This window comes from Bacteroides hominis (genome assembly GCF_033042785.2).
Classification (GTDB): domain Bacteria; phylum Bacteroidota; class Bacteroidia; order Bacteroidales; family Bacteroidaceae; genus Bacteroides; species Bacteroides hominis.
Genome location: NZ_CP178829.1, coordinates 668,732 through 684,586, shown reverse-complemented (window position 1 = coordinate 684,586; position 15,855 = coordinate 668,732). Strand labels below are relative to the sequence as shown.

General features: G+C 43.3%; 16 protein-coding genes and 5 tRNA genes. 18 read left to right on the top strand and 3 right to left on the bottom strand.

Annotated elements, in window-relative coordinates:
- The first annotated feature begins 39 nt into the window (after nt 1-39).
- Entirely contained in the window at nt 40-1,839 is a 1,800-nt protein-coding gene (locus tag R3O62_RS03360) for a DUF4091 domain-containing protein (protein ID WP_032539197.1), read from the top strand.
- Nucleotides 1,840-1,951: 112 nt separating this feature from the next.
- Nucleotides 1,952-2,425, top strand: a complete 474-nt coding sequence (locus R3O62_RS03355; RefSeq protein ID WP_005782146.1) for a low molecular weight protein-tyrosine-phosphatase — start codon at nt 1,952-1,954, stop codon at nt 2,423-2,425.
- Here the strand turns inward: R3O62_RS03355 and R3O62_RS03350 are convergent.
- Complete coding sequence (locus R3O62_RS03350) at nt 2,400-4,457, bottom strand: HD family phosphohydrolase (RefSeq protein ID WP_005822149.1); 2,058 nt, start codon at nt 4,455-4,457, stop codon at nt 2,400-2,402. The two genes, R3O62_RS03355 and R3O62_RS03350, sit on opposite strands and share 26 nt — an antisense overlap.
- Nucleotides 4,458-4,551: 94 nt before the next feature.
- Between R3O62_RS03350 and gltX the strand changes: the two genes are divergently transcribed.
- Both gltX and R3O62_RS03340 read left to right on the top strand, forming a co-directional pair.
- Nucleotides 4,552-6,069: a glutamate--tRNA ligase gene (gene gltX / locus R3O62_RS03345; RefSeq protein WP_005782148.1), complete on the top strand. Its 1,518-nt coding sequence runs from the start codon at nt 4,552-4,554 to the stop codon at nt 6,067-6,069.
- Nucleotides 6,070-6,081: 12 nt separating this feature from the next.
- Complete coding sequence (locus tag R3O62_RS03340) at nt 6,082-7,302, top strand: 3-deoxy-D-manno-octulosonic acid transferase (protein WP_005782149.1); 1,221 nt, start codon at nt 6,082-6,084, stop codon at nt 7,300-7,302.
- An 80-nt stretch (nt 7,303-7,382) separates the two neighbouring features.
- On the opposite strand, the gene R3O62_RS03335 is transcribed toward R3O62_RS03340, so the two are convergent.
- A complete protein-coding gene (locus R3O62_RS03335) occupies nt 7,383-7,895 on the bottom strand; it encodes a gamma carbonic anhydrase family protein (RefSeq protein WP_005782150.1) in 513 nt (170 codons plus the stop codon).
- A gap of 114 nt (nt 7,896-8,009) precedes the next feature.
- Nucleotides 8,010-9,788, bottom strand: coding sequence for an aminopeptidase P family protein (locus R3O62_RS03330; protein WP_032536178.1), 1,779 nt, complete (start codon nt 9,786-9,788; stop codon nt 8,010-8,012).
- 172 nt (nt 9,789-9,960) lie between these two features.
- On the opposite strand from R3O62_RS03330, the gene rpsU reads away from it, so the two are divergent.
- The 14 genes from rpsU to rplJ all read left to right on the top strand — a co-directional run bounded on the left by rpsU (nt 9,961) and on the right by rplJ (nt 15,807).
- Nucleotides 9,961-10,152 carry a 30S ribosomal protein S21 gene (rpsU, locus tag R3O62_RS03325; protein WP_005782152.1) on the top strand — a complete coding sequence of 64 codons (192 nt, stop codon included), beginning with the start codon at nt 9,961-9,963 and terminating at the stop codon, nt 10,150-10,152.
- Between the two features lie 73 nt (nt 10,153-10,225).
- Nucleotides 10,226-11,107 carry a tyrosine recombinase XerC gene (gene xerC, locus R3O62_RS03320; RefSeq protein ID WP_005811400.1) on the top strand — a complete coding sequence of 294 codons (882 nt, stop codon included), beginning with the start codon at nt 10,226-10,228 and terminating at the stop codon, nt 11,105-11,107.
- Nucleotides 11,108-11,121: 14 nt separating this feature from the next.
- Nucleotides 11,122-11,421, top strand: coding sequence for a ribosome hibernation-promoting factor, HPF/YfiA family (gene hpf / locus R3O62_RS03315; protein WP_122143405.1), 300 nt, complete (start codon nt 11,122-11,124; stop codon nt 11,419-11,421).
- A 98-nt stretch (nt 11,422-11,519) separates the two neighbouring features.
- Nucleotides 11,520-11,593, top strand: a tRNA-Thr gene (locus R3O62_RS03310).
- Between the two features lie 71 nt (nt 11,594-11,664).
- Nucleotides 11,665-11,747 (top strand) — tRNA-Tyr (locus R3O62_RS03305).
- Nucleotides 11,748-11,779: 32 nt separating this feature from the next.
- A tRNA-Gly gene (locus tag R3O62_RS03300) sits at nt 11,780-11,852 on the top strand.
- Between the two features lie 11 nt (nt 11,853-11,863).
- Nucleotides 11,864-11,935 (top strand) — tRNA-Thr (locus tag R3O62_RS03295).
- Between the two features lie 50 nt (nt 11,936-11,985).
- A complete protein-coding gene (gene tuf, locus R3O62_RS03290) occupies nt 11,986-13,170 on the top strand; it encodes an elongation factor Tu (protein WP_005782155.1) in 1,185 nt (394 codons plus the stop codon).
- Nucleotides 13,171-13,223: 53 nt separating this feature from the next.
- Nucleotides 13,224-13,296, top strand: a tRNA-Trp gene (locus tag R3O62_RS03285).
- A gap of 14 nt (nt 13,297-13,310) precedes the next feature.
- Nucleotides 13,311-13,502 (top strand): preprotein translocase subunit SecE, encoded by a 192-nt coding sequence (gene secE, locus R3O62_RS03280; protein ID WP_005782157.1) that lies wholly within the window; start codon nt 13,311-13,313, stop codon nt 13,500-13,502.
- Between the two features lie 16 nt (nt 13,503-13,518).
- On the top strand, nt 13,519-14,061 hold the full coding sequence (nusG, locus tag R3O62_RS03275) for a transcription termination/antitermination protein NusG (protein WP_005782159.1): 543 nt from the start codon (nt 13,519-13,521) through the stop codon (nt 14,059-14,061).
- A gap of 60 nt (nt 14,062-14,121) precedes the next feature.
- The gene (rplK, locus tag R3O62_RS03270; RefSeq protein ID WP_004291286.1) at nt 14,122-14,565 is read left to right on the top strand and encodes a 50S ribosomal protein L11; all 444 of its coding nucleotides are present in this window, start codon (nt 14,122-14,124) and stop codon (nt 14,563-14,565) included.
- A 15-nt stretch (nt 14,566-14,580) separates the two neighbouring features.
- Nucleotides 14,581-15,279, top strand: a complete 699-nt coding sequence (gene rplA / locus R3O62_RS03265) for a 50S ribosomal protein L1 (RefSeq protein WP_005782161.1) — start codon at nt 14,581-14,583, stop codon at nt 15,277-15,279.
- Between the two features lie 15 nt (nt 15,280-15,294).
- A complete protein-coding gene (rplJ, locus tag R3O62_RS03260) occupies nt 15,295-15,807 on the top strand; it encodes a 50S ribosomal protein L10 (protein WP_005782163.1) in 513 nt (170 codons plus the stop codon).
- Nucleotides 15,808-15,855 lie beyond the last annotated feature (48 nt).

Sequence of the window (15,855 nt, the reverse complement as noted above, 5' to 3'; positions counted from 1 at the left end):
GAAAACCAATCTTAATATATACCTTTAAAAAATGAAACCATGAAGCGAATCACGACACTTTTGCTTTCTTGCCTGGTTAGTACAGGCCCGCTTCTTGCACAGCAAGGAGTGACACAATGTGGAACACCGACCGGACAGGCTCCGTTCCCACTTCAATCTTACAAAGAGTTACCCGATCCGGTTACTCCTTCCGGGAAGGAGTGGGCGGCAGTCAAAACTCCTCAGGTGCAATGGGGAAATACCGATACCCGGTATGCAAAACATGTTGTCCCCATGATTCAATCACAGAAAAGCGTCACACTGGAAGGCTGGCGTGGCGAGAAACTCCATGCTCAGGCTGTTGTCTGGACAGGTACCGATCTGGAAGGGTTGAATTATTCTCTTTCCGAATTTAAAAACTCCAAGGGCGACGTGCTTCCGGCAAGTGCCTTCAGCGGAGGTTTTGTCCGCTATGTGATGACGGATGAACTGAATAAGGATGGACGCGGTGCCTGTGGCTATCGTCCGGATCATTCTATTTATGACTCTCTGTTGGTGGCCGATCCGATTGACCACTTGCTGACTTCCATGCCTATGGAGGCTAAGAGTACCCAAGCTATCTGGATCAATTGCCAGATACCCCAGACCGTGTCTCCGGGAGTTTATCGCGGCACCGTTGAGGTGAAAGACGGAGACCAGAGGCTGTCTACCCTCAAGATGGACATTAAAGTCTCTTCCCGCGTATTGCCCGCTCCGTCCGAATGGGCTTATCATCTGGATTTGTGGCAGAGCCCGTTTGCCGTGGCACGCTATTATCAGGTTCCGCTTTGGAGTCAGGAACATATGGATGCCATGCGTCCGTTGATGAAGATGCTGGCGGATGCCGGACAGAAGATTATTACGGCTACCATCATGCACAAACCTTGGAACGGACAGACTTATGACTATTTTGAATCGATGGTTACCTGGACGAAAAAGGTTGATGGCACATGGGCTTTCGACTATGGTGTGTTCGACAAGTGGGTGGAGATGATGATGAGCGTAGGCATTGACAAGCAAATCAACTGCTATTCAATGGTTCCGTGGAAATTGTCATTCCAGTACTTCGATCAGGCTACAAACAGTATGCAATACGCCAAGACTGCTCCGGGCGAGAAAGCTTACGAAGAGATGTGGGTGGCTATGCTGAAGTCATTCTCTAAACATTTGCGTGAAAAAGGCTGGTTCGACATTTGTGCCATCGCCATGGACGAACGCCCGATGGAGGTAATGCAGAAAACATTGCAGGTGATCCGTAAAGCTGATCCGGAATTTAAAGTTTCGCTGGCCGGAAATTTCCATAAAGAATTGGAGGCTGATATTTACGATTACTGTATTCCTATCGGCGCTTCTTATCCGAAAGAGGTATTGGCACGCCGTGCACAAAAGCAGTTGCCTACAACTTATTACACCTGTTGTACAGAAGCTTTCCCGAATACCTTTACTTTCTCCGATCCTGCCGAGGCTGCCTGGATGAGCTATTATTCTGCTAAAGATCACCTCGACGGTTACCTGCGTTGGGCATATAACAGTTGGCCGAAAGAGCCGTTGCTCGACTCACGTTTTGAGGCTTGGGCCGGTGGTGATACTTATCTGGTTTATCCGGGAGCACGTTCTTCCATCCGTTTCGAGAAACTTATCGAGGGCGTTCAGGCTCATGAGAAGATAACAATCTTACGTAAAGAGTTTACGGATAAGAAAAACAAGAACGGATTTAAGAAGCTGGAAAAAATGCTATCCACCTTTAAACTGAAGGACTTCCCGGAAGTGCCGGCTGCTGAAACGGTGAATAAGGCGAACAAAATATTGAATTCGTTGTAGAGTTATCGACAATACCTTTTTATACCGCATGCAGAAACGTGTAGCAGGGGAGATCCATGTAGCGTGTTCCTGCATGCGGATTTTTATACCTTATTAATTAAAATAAGAAAGAATGAAAAAGAAAATACTTTTTGTTTGCTTAGGCAACATTTGCCGCTCTTCTACGGCAGAAGGCGTGATGCTTCATCTGATCAGAGAGGCCGGATTGGAAGATCAGTTCATGATTGATTCGGCCGGTATCTTGGCCTATCATCAGGGAGAGCTGCCCGACAGCCGCATGCGTGCTCATGCAGCTCGCAGAGGATATGAACTGGTTCATCGTTCGCGTCCGGTCCGTACAGAGGACTTTTATGACTTTGACCTTATAATCGGCATGGACGATCGGAATATCGATGACCTGAGGGAGAAAGCTCCCTCTCCGGCAGAATGGGAAAAGATTCACCGGATGACGGAATACTGCACCCGCATCCCCGCCGATCACGTGCCCGACCCCTATTATGGAGGTGCGGAAGGCTTTGAATACGTGCTCGATATACTCGAGGATGCTTGTGCCGGACTCCTTACTTCTTTAACTCAGGATAGCTGATACGCGTGTGGTAAATCGTTTTCAGCTTTTCTTTAAATACCGCTTTGATCGTCGCAATGTCTTTGAAGGTAATCGGACATTCTTTGAAATATCCTTCCTGCACTTGTGAGTCGATAATTTTATCTACCAGGTTGCTGATGCTCTCTTCGGTATACTCAGGTAAACTGCGTGAAGCGGCTTCTACGGAGTCTGCCATCATCAGTATGGCTGTTTCTTTTGAGAACGGGTTAGGTCCCGGATATGTGAATACTTCTTCATCCGGTTCCTCACCCGGATGTTCGTTCTTCCAGGATATGTAGAAGAATTTGGTCTTTCCGCGCCCGTGGTGGGTGCTGATGAAATCCTTGATCACTTTGGGTAAGTTATGCTTGTCGGCCAGTTTTAATCCGTCTGTTACGTGACTGATAACTACCTGGGCACTCTGTTCATAACTCAGGTTCTTATGGGGGTTCACCCCCGACTGGTTTTCGGTAAAGAAAGCCGGATTCTCCATTTTTCCGATATCATGATACAGTGCTCCGGTACGTACCAACTGGCTTTTGGCACCGATACGTATTGCAGCTTCGGCGGCCAGATTAGCCACCTGCATCGAGTGCTGGAAAGTACCAGGAACGGTTTCGGACATTCTTCGCAGCAGATCGTTGTTGATGTTCGACAACTCTACAAGCGTTACATTCGATGTAAAACCAAAAGTCTTTTCGAGCAGGAATAATAAAGGATAAGCAAACAGTAATAGCACTCCATTGATGATGAAGTATATGTACATACTGACATTCAGCTTTGAAAGATCGTTTTCGCTGATCAGTTCAAAAGCGAAATATATGGCTGCATACGTCAGTATCACCAGGAGGGCGGTGCGGAACAGTTGTGAGCGTTGCGACAATTCTCTCAGGCTGAAGATAGCCACGAGTCCGGCTGCTAATTGTGTCAGGATGAACTCGTGGGGGTATCGCAGGGTGATGGAACAGATCAGTATGGTGATGACATGTGTCAGGAATGCCGTGCGTGAATCGAGAAAAACCCGGATGATAATCGGAAGCATGGCATAAGGCAGGATGTACACATTAAATATATTGTTTGTCACCATCAATGCCGTGATGACGCAATAGAATACAATTAAGGCGAAAAGTAGCGACAGACTGCCTTTACGCTCATAATAGTCTTTGCGGAAGAGTTCCAGATATAGCATAAAGCAAAGTACCAGAATACCGACAAATAAGATTTGTCCGGCGAGTATCAGCCGCTTTTGTCCAAGAGATTCACTCCGCTTAATAGACTCTTTACGTAAAGATTCCAGAATGTTGTATGTCTGTTTGCTGACAATCTCTCCACGGTCGATGATCTTTTGTCCGCTTTGTACGACTCCATTTGCCCAGGAATAGTTGTCGAGCAGCTCTTTCCGGGCAGTCTCTGTACGTACGGAGTCATAAATCAGATTGGGAGTTATATACTCGTTGAGTGCGCATTGACGCAGGATGTCTTTGTTATAATGGGCGGTGTCACTCGATATAAGATACTCGTAGGCTCTCTTTACGGTATATATTCCGTCAGTCATTCGCTGGTTGGCTAATTTGTCGTCAATCACCATGATAGAAGAGAGACTGTCATGGAGGAGGGTTCGCATCTCCTCTGTCGATACGACTCCCGATTGATAAATGGTCTTCAGCCCTTTCTCAATATAACGGATGTAATCTGTTGAGGGGAGTATCCCTTTCAGATGTGTATGGTAGTTCTCCTTAAGCTTGGCGAGCGCGTTCTTTTCCACCTCTTTATTCAATTCAAAGTAGGGTTGAAAAGAGGCCAGAAGACTGTCTTGCTCCCTTTTTACCACTGCTTCGTCTTTGTAAATCGGGAAGTCGAAAGTAGCCATTAACTGACCGTACTTCCACGGCTTGTTTATGTCAAACTGATAGTTAAACTTCCCATCCCGTGGTAGGAAATAAACAATGAAGGCCACAGTACCGACGAAAATCAGTGCTTTATATAACAAATCTTTGTATGAGAAACTATTTTTCTTCTTCCAGTGTTCCATAACCCTTGAATTTTTTGCGAAAAGTACAAAAAAAAACAATAGTGTGGAAAAAAAGGTTTAATTTTGCCACGATTTACCTATACTAACGCAAATTATGGCAGAAAGAAAAGTAAGAGTTCGTTTTGCTCCGAGCCCAACAGGAGCATTGCATATAGGTGGTGTGCGTACCGCTTTGTATAATTATCTGTTTGCCCGCCAGCATGGGGGAGATTTGATTTTCCGTATCGAGGATACTGACTCAAACCGTTTTGTCCCGGGTGCGGAAGAATATATCCTGGAATCATTTAAGTGGTTAGGGATTCAGTTTGACGAGGGTGTCAGCTTTGGAGGTGAATATGGACCGTACCGCCAGTCAGAACGTCGCGAAATATACAAGAAGTATGTACAAGTGTTGCTTGACAACGGAAAAGCCTATATTGCTTTCGATACTCCGGAGGAGCTGGATGCCAAACGTGCTGAAATAGCCAATTTCCAATATGACGCATCTACCCGTGTGGGAATGCGCAATTCGCTGACCCTTTCACAGGAAGAGGTGAAGGCGTTGATTGCTGACGGAAAGCAATATGTGGTACGTTTTAAAATTGAGCCGAACGAAGACATTCATGTGAATGACCTGATTCGTGGAGAAGTGATTATTAACTCATCTATCCTTGACGACAAGGTTCTATATAAATCGGCCGATGAACTGCCTACTTACCACTTGGCTAATATTGTTGATGACCATCTGATGGAGGTATCACACGTGATCCGTGGTGAGGAGTGGTTGCCTTCCGCTCCGTTGCACGTATTGTTGTATCGCGCATTTGGTTGGGAAGACACAATGCCTGCTTTTGCTCATTTACCTCTGTTGTTGAAACCCGAGGGCAATGGTAAGCTGAGTAAACGTGATGGTGACCGTCTGGGATTTCCTGTATTTCCGCTTGAATGGCATGATCCGAAGAGTGGAGAAGTTTCTTCAGGTTATCGTGAATCGGGTTATCTGCCTGAGGCTGTCATTAACTTCCTCGCCTTGTTGGGATGGAATCCGGGTAACGATCAGGAGGTAATGTCCATGGATGAGTTGATTCGTCTGTTCGACTTGCACCGTTGCAGTAAATCGGGTGCTAAATTTGACTATAAGAAAGGGATTTGGTTTAATCATACTTACATTCAACAGAAGTCTGACGAAGAAATAGCCGAACTGTTTGTGCCTGTTCTGAAAGAACATGGTGTGGAAGCTCCTTTCGAAAAAGTAGTAACAGTGGTTGGGATGATGAAGGACCGTGTCAGCTTTGTCAAAGAACTGTGGGATGTATGCAGTTTCTTCTTTGTAGCCCCGGCAGAATATGATGAAAAGACGGTTAAAAAACGCTGGAAAGAAGATTCGGCTAAATGTATGGCCGAACTGGCTGAAGTATTGGCCGGAATAGAAGATTTCAGTATTGAAGGTCAAGAGAAAATTGTAATGGATTGGATTGCTGAGAAAGGTTATCATACAGGTAATATTATGAATGCTTTCCGCTTGACGCTGGTAGGCGAGGGCAAAGGTCCCCATATGTTTGACATTTCCTGGGTATTGGGAAAAGAAGAAACACTGGCTCGTATGAAACGTGCCGTAGAGGTTTTGAAATAAGAATCCGGAGGTATGTTTTACGATCTGGCAATAGGAATTTACGACCTTCTGGTGCATCTGGCTGCACCATTCAGCCGTAAGCCCCGAAAGATGATGAAGGGGCATTGGGTAGTGTACGACCTTCTTCGTCAACAGGTAGAGAAGGACGCGCGCTATATCTGGTTTCATGCTGCTTCTTTGGGAGAGTTTGAGCAGGGGCGTCCCTTGATTGAGAAAATACGGGAGAGGTATCCGGATTATAAAATACTGCAAACGTTTTTTTCTCCTTCGGGATATGAGGTCCGGAAGAACTACCGTGGAGCCGACATTGTCTGCTATTTGCCGTTTGATAAACCTCGTAATGTGAAGAAGTTTCTGGATATTGTGAATCCTTGTATGGCTTTCTTCATCAAATACGAATTTTGGAAGAACTATCTGGATGAATTACACAAGCGTCGTATCCCCGTGTATAGTGTTTCGTCCATTTTCCGTAAAGATCAGATATTCTTTAAGTGGTATGGAGGTACTTACAGAAATGTGCTGAAGGATTTTGATCACTTGTTTGTGCAGAACGAAGCATCGAAGCGTTTCCTTGCCAAGATTGGAATTACAAGGGTTACGGTAGTGGGAGATACGCGTTTTGACCGTGTTTTGCAGATTCGTGAGCAGGCCAAGGAGTTGCCGCTGGTGGAACAGTTCAAGGATGGCGCATTTACTTTTGTGGCCGGAAGTTCATGGGGACCGGATGAGGATCTTTTCATTGAGTATTTTAATAATCATCCTGAGATGAAGTTGATTATAGCACCACATGTAATCGATGAGAATCATTTGGTAGAGATTATTGGTAAGTTGAAACGTCCTTCTGTGCGTTATACCCGTGCCGATGAAAAGAATGTCCGGAAGGCGGACTGCCTGATAATCGATTGTTTCGGTTTACTGTCTTCTATTTATCGTTATGGAGAGATTGCTTATATCGGAGGTGGTTTCGGAGTAGGAATTCATAATACTCTTGAAGCGGCAGTTTATGGTATTCCGGTAATTTTCGGACCCAAATATCAGAAGTTTATGGAGGCGGTACAATTGATTGAAGCCAAAGGGGCTTATTCGATTAAGGATTACGAGGAGCTGAAGACGTTGCTTGACAGGCTTCTGTCCGATGAAAAGTTCCTGAAAGAAACGGGAACTAACGCCGGTAATTATGTGATTGGCAACTCCGGAGCGACGGACAAGGTACTACACATGATAAATTTTTAAGGCTTTGAACCTGATAAACAAAAATATCCTTCGGGGAACCCAGTCCCTCCGGAGGATATTTTTGTTTATCAGGTCGGGTCTTATTTATACCAATCAGAGTACATCAGGTAATTATGAGCTATTTTTTGGTTTAACTCTTTGGCTTGTTCCGGATCAACCTTTTTTATAAATTTTGCCGGTACTCCTCCCCAAATACTTCCCGGTTCGATGATGGTGTTGCTGAGTACAAGTGAGCCTGCTGCTACAATCGCTCCCTCACCGATAACAGCATGATCGAGTAGGGTCGATCCCATACCGATCAATGCGTAATCTTTAATTGTCGCACCATGAATGGTTACATTATGTCCTACCGATACATGATTACCTATTTCAATCGTCGATTTTTGATAGAGAGTGTGTAATACACTCCCGTCTTGTATATTCACTCCGTCGCCAATGCGGATGGAGTTTACATCCCCTCTCAGCACGGTGCTGAACCAAATGCTACAATCGCGCCCCATCTTTACATCGCCGATGATGGTGGCATTGTCGGCCAGAAAACAGTTTTCTCCGAATTCAGGAGTAAAACCTCTTACTGATTTTATTAAAGCCATAGGTTATTGATTAAAACATGTTTGAGAAATAGATGGAATCAGCATCCTATAAGATGCTGATTCACACTAATAATGATTTTGGTGACCTATAAAGGCGGTCCTTCCTTTGGTTTGTCAGATTGCGGCTGTTGCCTCTTTCAACCATATTTTTTCTTCTTCATTCAGACCGGGGGATAACTTTTCATATACTTGCCGGTGATAATCATTCAGCCAGTCTGTTTCTTCTGCGGTTAGCAACTCCTTGATTATACCCTTTTTACAAATAGGACAAAGCGTGATGGTTTCGAACCTCAGGTATTCGCCAAACAAGCCTTCACCAGCCTTGCATACCAGTGTCAGATTCTCGATTCGTATGCCGTGGCTGCCACCTTTATATACTCCGGGTTCGTTTGAGGTGACCATGCCGGGTTGTAATACAACCGGATTCTCGTTCATACGAATGCTTTGTGGACCTTCGTGCACGCTGAGGAAATGACCTACGCCATGACCGGTGCCATGCAGGAAATTCATTTTGTGGCTCCATAATGGCATACGTGCCAGTACATCCAGTTGTGCTCCTCTGGTTCCTGCCGGAAAAACGGCCATCGCCAATGCGATGTGTCCTTTGAGGACCAGTGTATAGTCTGTCTTTTCTTCCTCTGTTAGCTCACCTAATGCAATGGTACGTGTGATGTCAGTGGTGCCATCTATGTATTGAGCTCCTGAGTCGAGTAAAAGAAAGCCTTTGGGTTGCAATGTCGCGTTGCTTTCTTCGGTTGCTGAATAATGTACAATAGCCCCGTGTTCTTTGTAACCCGCAATGGTATCAAAACTTTCGCCTACGTACAAATTCTGTGCAGCACGAAACTCGTGCAGTTTGTGATCGATGCTTAATTCTGTTTCTATTCCGGAAGGGACGGCAGACTCCAGCCATTTAAGGAATTTGACTAAGGCGACACCGTCACGCTGCATGGCTGCATGGACTCCTGCTATTTCTTGATTGTTACGGACAGCTTTCAGTAAGGCTACCGGTGCTTCTCCTCGTATGATCCGGCATTTGGGGTTTACGGAGGAAAAAATAGCATAATTGGTTTTTGCCGGATTCATCAGGATGCTGGTGCTCTTGAGATCTGATAAGTAAATTTCTGTTTCTGCGTAGTTCCGTATCTCTACTTGCTGCTCTTTTAAGTAGTTCCGTACTTCTTCAGTTACTTTCTCCGGAGCAATGAATAATATCGTGCTGTCTTCTGTAATAAGTAAATAGCTTATTACTACGGGGTTGCAATGTACATCGTTTCCACGTAGGTTTAGGGTCCAGGCTATTTCATCTAAAGCTGATAACATAACACTTTCTGCGCCCTTTTTCTTTAGCTCCGTACGAATGGATGCGATTTTTTCTGTGCAACTTTTTCCCGCATATTCAATGTCGTATACAAAGGCAGGTGATTCCGGCATAGGCGGTCGATTTGTCCATATCTCCTGCATAGGATCAGGGCAGAATATGATTTGAAGATTACTTGATGAAAGTTCGGCTTGCATATACTCCACTTGTTCCACTGAGAACATTTTTCCATCGATACCTACTGCCTCTCCCGGTTTTAATTGGGTAGACAAGAATTCTGTGATACTTGGAGTGTCCGGCAGCATCTCTTTATATAAGTCTATGCCACTTCCTTGTAACTGTTCTGCTGCTTGTAAAAAATATCTTGAGTCGGTCCAGAGTCCTGCTTTCTTTTCTGTAATCACTACCGTACCGGCTGATCCGGTAAATCCGGAAATCCATTCTCGTGATTTCCAGTGTGGTGCAACGTATTCACTGAGATGAGGGTCTGTGCTGGGGATGATGAATGCTTGAATGTTTGGTTTAAACCACATGCGTAATGCATGTATTCGTTCACTGATAGACTGTTTCATACATTATATATATTATATGTTATACTCTCCAAAGATAACTACTTTCTGTTCCTTTTGCATTGATTTTGAGAAATAATTGCCGAAAGTTTTGTGAATAAAGAAAGTATGTGTAATTTTGCGGCGCAATTTGACTGCGGAAATTTTAAACCATAACATATTTAATAGTAACAAAATGATTGTAGTACCTGTAAAAGAAGGCGAAAACATTGAAAAAGCGCTGAAGAAGTTTAAGAGAAAATTTGAAAAAACTGGCATCGTTAAAGAGTTGAGAAGCAGACAACAGTTCGACAAACCGTCTGTAACTAAAAGACTTAAGAAAGAACGTGCAGTTTACGTACAAAAACTTCAGCAAGTAGAAGATTAATAATTCGTAATTTCCTTTGAATTATTGAATTCTTTTCATACATTCGTTGCAGAATTATAGATGTAGCGATATTATGTTAGCAGATTCTTTTCTTGATTACCTCCGGTACGAACGGAATTATTCTGAGAAGACCGTACTGGCTTACGGCGAGGATATTTCGCAGTTGCAGGAGTTTGCTCAAGAGGAGATTGGGGAGTTTAATCCGTTGGAAGTGAAGCCCGAACTGATTCGTGAGTGGATTGTTTCACTGATGGATCGGGGGTATACTTCAACTTCTGTGAATCGTAAGCTGAGTTCGCTCCGGTCGTTTTATAAATATCTCCTCAGACAAGGAGAGGTGAGTGTTGATCCGTTACGTAAAATAACGGGGCCAAAAAATAAAAAGCCACTTCCTTCTTTCTTGAAAGAGAGTGAAATGAATAAATTGCTGGATGACACGGATTTTGGTGAAGGGTTTAAGGGGTGTCGGGATCGTTTGATTATTGAGGTGTTTTATGCCACAGGCATGCGTCTCTCTGAATTGATAGGTTTGGATGATAAGGATGTAGATTTCTCAGCCTCTCTTCTGAAAGTAACGGGAAAGAGAAATAAGCAGCGCTTGATCCCTTTTGGGGATGAATTGAAAGAAGCGATGTTTGAGTATGTTGATGTAAGGAACAAAGTGATTTCAGTGAAGTCTGATGCTTTTTTTGTTAGAGAGAATGGCGAACGACTTTATAAGAATCTGGTCTATAATTTGGTGAAACGGAACCTTTCGAAGGTGGTAACGCTTAAGAAGCGCAGTCCTCACGTGTTGAGGCATACCTTTGCCACAACAATGCTGAATAATGATGCGGAGTTGGGTGCGGTGAAAGAGCTTTTAGGTCATAGTAGTCTGGCGACTACGGAGATTTATACGCATACCACTTTTGAAGAACTTAAAAAAGTGTATAAACAAGCTCATCCACGAGCCTAAAAAAGGAGGTAAGTATGGAAATTAGAATTCAATCGATTCACTTTGATGCAACAGAACAATTGCAGGCTTTCATTCAGAAGAAAGTGTCTAAGTTGGAAAAATATTACGAAGATATAAAGAAAGTAGAGGTGTCATTAAAGGTGGTTAAACCAGAAACTGCGGAGAATAAGGAGGTCGGAATTACGGTGTTGGTTCCAAACAATGATTTTCATGCAAGCAAAATCTGTGATACGTTTGAAGAAGCGGTTGATTTGTGTGTGGAAGCATTGGAGAAGCAGCTGGTTAAGTACAAGGAAAAACAACGAAATAAATAAAAATACCGCAAATATTTTGCGGGAAAGAAATAAATAACTAAATTTGCAGCCGTTTCGCTCGCGTTAGGACGTGACGGTTGCATTTTTTAAGTAAAAACGCCTCTTTAGCTCAGTTGGCCAGAGCACGTGATTTGTAATCTCGGGGTCGTTGGTTCGAATCCGACAAGAGGCTCAAGAATAAATCAGAATAGAAAAAGTTTGGGCGTTCTTACGCTTACTTCGAAATTCGATTTCTGTAATGAAGGGCAAATACCAGAGTGGCCAAATGGGGCAGACTGTAAATCTGCTGGCTTACGCCTTCGGTGGTTCGAATCCATCTTTGCCCACGGAGAAGACAGAGTGAAAACTTTGGCAAATTGCGGAAGTAGCTCAGTTGATAGAGCATTAGCCTTCCAAGCTGAGGGTCGCGGGTTTGAGCCCCGTCTTCCGCTCTCTCTATTTCGCTGTTATAGCTCAGTGGTAGAGCACTTCCTTGGTAAGGAAGAGGTCCCGGGTTCAAATCCCGGTAACAGCTCTGTAAGATGTAAATGCTGATTATTAATCAAATAAATAACAAGTAAAGCTATGGCTAAAGAGAAATTTGAACGTACCAAACCGCACGTAAACATTGGTACAATCGGTCACGTTGACCACGGTAAAACCACTTTGACTGCTGCTATCACTACAGTGTTGGCAAAAAAAGGTCTTTCTGAACTCCGCTCTTTCGATTCTATCGACAACGCTCCTGAAGAAAAGGAAAGAGGTATTACTATCAATACTTCACACGTTGAGTACGAAACAGCTAACCGTCACTACGCACACGTTGACTGTCCGGGTCACGCTGACTACGTAAAGAACATGGTTACTGGTGCTGCTCAGATGGACGGTGCTATCATCGTAGTTGCTGCTACTGATGGTCCGATGCCTCAGACTCGTGAGCACATCCTTTTGGCTCGTCAGGTAAACGTTCCGAAGCTGGTTGTATTCATGAACAAGTGCGATATGGTTGAAGATGCTGAAATGTTGGAACTGGTTGAAATGGAAATGAGAGAACTTCTTTCTTTCTATGATTTCGACGGTGACAATACTCCGATCATTCAGGGTTCTGCTCTTGGTGCATTGAACGGTGTAGAAAAATGGGAAGACAAAGTAATGGAGTTGATGGAAGCTGTTGATACTTGGATTCCGTTGCCTCCGCGCGATGTTGATAAACCTTTCTTGATGCCGGTAGAAGACGTGTTCTCTATCACAGGTCGTGGTACTGTAGCTACAGGTCGTATCGAAACTGGTGTTATCCACGTAGGTGATGAAATCGAAATCCTTGGTTTGGGTGAAGATAAGAAATCAGTTGTAACAGGTGTTGAAATGTTCCGCAAACTTTTGGATCAGGGTGAGGCTGGTGACAACGTAGGTCTGTTGCTTCGTGGTGTTGACAAGAACGAAATCAAACGTGGTATGGTTCTTTGTAAACCAGGTCAGATCAAACCTCACTCTAAGTTTAAAGCTGAGGTCTATATCCTGAAGAAAGAAGAAGGTGGTCGTCACACTCCATTCCACAACAAATACCGTCCTCAGTTCTATCTGCGTACTATGGACTGTACAGGTGAAATCACTCTTCCGGAAGGAACTGAAATGGTGATGCCGGGTGATAATGTAACTATCACTGTAGAGTTGATCTACCCGGTTGCATTGAACATCGGTCTTCGTTTCGCTATCCGCGAGGGTGGTCGTACAGTAGGTGCTGGTCAGATTACTGAAATTATCGACTAAAATTAAATATTAATCAGTTCCCGGTAGTATTATCGGGAACTGATTATGTACAAACGGGAGTAGCTCAGTTGGTAGAGCACCGGTCTCCAAAACCGGGTGTCGGGAGTTCGAGCCTCTCCTCCCGTGCTAATATTTATGAAATGAAAAAAGTAGTAGCTTATATTAAAGAATCTTACGACGAACTTGTTCATAAAGTGTCGTGGCCTACGTATTCAGAACTAACTAACAGTGCGGTAGTTGTTTTATATGCTTCCCTGCTTATTGCATTGGTAGTGTTCGCGATGGACTTCTGTTTCCAGAATTTTATGGAAAAAATAATTTATCCACATTAAAAAAAGAGGAATTACGATGTCTGAGATTGAAAAGAAATGGTACGTTTTGCGTGCTATTAGCGGAAAAGAAGCTAAGGTAAAAGAGTATCTTGAAGCTGATATTAAAAACAGCGACCTTGGCGAATATGTGTCTCAGGTATTGATTCCTACCGAAAAGGTATACCAGGTTCGCAATGGTAAAAAAATTGTGAAAGAAAGAAGTTATCTTCCTGGTTACGTTTTGGTGGAGGCTGCTTTGGTTGGTGAGGTTTCTCACCATCTGAGAAATACTCCTAATGTGATAGGTTTCTTGGGAGGTTCCGATAAACCGGTTCCCCTCAGACAGTCGGAAGTGAATCGTATACTTGGTACAGTGGACGAATTGCAAGAAACGGGTGAAGACTTAAATGTTCCGTATATTGTAGGTGAAACTGTAAAGGTTACTTTTGGTCCTTTTAGCGGATTCAGTGGTATCATTGAAGAAGTGAATAGTGAAAAGAAGAAACTAAAGGTCATGGTAAAGATATTCGGGCGTAAAACACCGCTTGAATTAGGCTTTATGCAAGTGGAAAAGGAATAACGCAGAATTGTTACGCTGTAGTTGTCCTTCGTTTAATGTTATATATAAATCAATAAAAAAATGGCTAAAGAAGTTGCTGGACTAATCAAATTACAGATTAAAGGAGGCGCGGCAAACCCATCACCTCCCGTTGGACCTGCATTAGGTTCTAAGGGAATCAACATCATGGAGTTTTGCAAGCAATTCAACGCCAGAACCCAAGACAAGGCAGGTAAGATTTTGCCTGTTATCATTACTTACTACGCAGATAAGTCTTTCGATTTTGTAATCAAGACTCCTCCCGTTGCCATTCAGTTGCTTGAAGTGGCTAAGGTAAAGAGTGGTTCTGCTGAGCCTAACCGTAAGAAAGTTGCCGAGATCACTTGGGAACAGGTTCGTACGATTGCTCAGGACAAAATGGTTGACTTGAACTGTTTTACTGTGGAAGCTGCCATGAAAATGGTTGCAGGTACAGCTAGAAGTATGGGTATCGCTGTAAAAGGGGAGTTCCCGGTTAATAATTAATAAACTTCAATTGTAATGGGTAAACTGACAAAAAATCAAAAGTTAGCTGCAGGAAAAATTGAAGCAGGGAAAGCATACTCACTGAAAGAAGCTGCATCTTTGGTAAAGGAAATCACTTTTACTAAGTTTGATGCTTCATTAGATATTGATGTACGTTTAGGTGTTGATCCACGTAAAGCAAACCAAATGGTGAGAGGTGTTGTTTCACTTCCTCATGGAACTGGAAAGCAAGTACGTGTGTTGGTACTTTGTACACCGGATGCTGAAGCTGCTGCAAAAGAAGCTGGTGCTGACTATGTTGGTCTTGACGAATATATTGAAAAGATCAAAGGTGGATGGACTGATATTGATGTGATTATCACTATGCCATCTATCATGGGTAAAATTGGTGCACTCGGTCGTGTGCTTGGTCCTCGTGGATTGATGCCTAACCCGAAGAGTGGTACCGTAACTATGGATGTTGCTAAAGCTGTAAGAGAAGTAAAACAAGGTAAGATCGACTTCAAAGTTGATAAGAGCGGTATTGTTCATACTTCAATTGGTAAGGTTTCATTCACTGCAGAGCAGATTCGCGATAATGCAAAAGAATTTATCTCTACATTGAACAAGTTGAAACCGACTGCAGCCAAGGGTACATATATTAAGAGTATTTATCTTTCTAGTACAATGAGTGCGGGTATCAAAATTGACCCGAAATCAGTAGAGGAAATCTAATAAAACAGAGTAACAATGAGAAAGGAAGATAAAAATACGATTATTGAGCAGATTGCTGCTACAGTACAGGAATATGGTCACTTCTATTTGGTAGATACAACAGCTATGAACGCTGCTGCAACAAGTGAATTGAGAAGAGCTTGTTTCAAGGCTGACATCAAATTGATGGTAGTTAAGAACACACTCCTCCACAAAGCGCTTGAAAGCATTGAAGGTGATTTCTCTCCTCTTTATGGTTCTTTGAAAGGTACGACAGCTGTGATGTTCTGCAACGTTGCAAACGCACCTGCAAAACTGATCAAAGACAAATCTAAAGATGGCATTCCGGGACTGAAAGCTGCATATGCAGAAGAAAGCTTCTATGTTGGTGCTGACCAGTTGGATGCTCTCGTAGCTATTAAGAGTAAAAATGAAGTTATTGCCGATATCGTTGCCCTGTTGCAATCACCGGCCAAGAATGTTATTTCTGCTCTTCAATCAGGTGGCAACACCCTTCACGGAGTTCTCAAAACTCTTGGTGAAAGATAATTATAACACATTTTATTTAGTAAATTAAACATTAAAATCATACAAAAA

What these genes read in the sequence shown, in the direction of transcription:
- R3O62_RS03355 (WP_005782146.1), top strand. Translation starts at nt 1,952, where the DNA reads ATGAAAAAGAAAATACTTTTTGTTTGCTTAGGCAACATTTGCCGCTCT.
- R3O62_RS03330 (WP_032536178.1), bottom strand. Translation starts at nt 9,788, where the DNA reads ATGAAACAGTCTATCAGTGAACGAATACATGCATTACGCATGTGGTTT.
- R3O62_RS03350 (WP_005822149.1), bottom strand. Translation starts at nt 4,457, where the DNA reads ATGGAACACTGGAAGAAGAAAAATAGTTTCTCATACAAAGATTTGTTA.
- R3O62_RS03340 (WP_005782149.1), top strand. Translation starts at nt 6,082, where the DNA reads ATGTTTTACGATCTGGCAATAGGAATTTACGACCTTCTGGTGCATCTG.
- secE (WP_005782157.1), top strand. Translation starts at nt 13,311, where the DNA reads ATGAAAAAAGTAGTAGCTTATATTAAAGAATCTTACGACGAACTTGTT.
- xerC (WP_005811400.1), top strand. Translation starts at nt 10,226, where the DNA reads ATGTTAGCAGATTCTTTTCTTGATTACCTCCGGTACGAACGGAATTAT.
- R3O62_RS03335 (WP_005782150.1), bottom strand. Translation starts at nt 7,895, where the DNA reads ATGGCTTTAATAAAATCAGTAAGAGGTTTTACTCCTGAATTCGGAGAA.
- rplK (WP_004291286.1), top strand. Translation starts at nt 14,122, where the DNA reads ATGGCTAAAGAAGTTGCTGGACTAATCAAATTACAGATTAAAGGAGGC.
- tuf (WP_005782155.1), top strand. Translation starts at nt 11,986, where the DNA reads ATGGCTAAAGAGAAATTTGAACGTACCAAACCGCACGTAAACATTGGT.
- hpf (WP_122143405.1), top strand. Translation starts at nt 11,122, where the DNA reads ATGGAAATTAGAATTCAATCGATTCACTTTGATGCAACAGAACAATTG.
- gltX (WP_005782148.1), top strand. Translation starts at nt 4,552, where the DNA reads ATGGCAGAAAGAAAAGTAAGAGTTCGTTTTGCTCCGAGCCCAACAGGA.
- rpsU (WP_005782152.1), top strand. Translation starts at nt 9,961, where the DNA reads ATGATTGTAGTACCTGTAAAAGAAGGCGAAAACATTGAAAAAGCGCTG.
- nusG (WP_005782159.1), top strand. Translation starts at nt 13,519, where the DNA reads ATGTCTGAGATTGAAAAGAAATGGTACGTTTTGCGTGCTATTAGCGGA.
- R3O62_RS03360 (WP_032539197.1), top strand. Translation starts at nt 40, where the DNA reads ATGAAGCGAATCACGACACTTTTGCTTTCTTGCCTGGTTAGTACAGGC.
- rplA (WP_005782161.1), top strand. Translation starts at nt 14,581, where the DNA reads ATGGGTAAACTGACAAAAAATCAAAAGTTAGCTGCAGGAAAAATTGAA.
- rplJ (WP_005782163.1), top strand. Translation starts at nt 15,295, where the DNA reads ATGAGAAAGGAAGATAAAAATACGATTATTGAGCAGATTGCTGCTACA.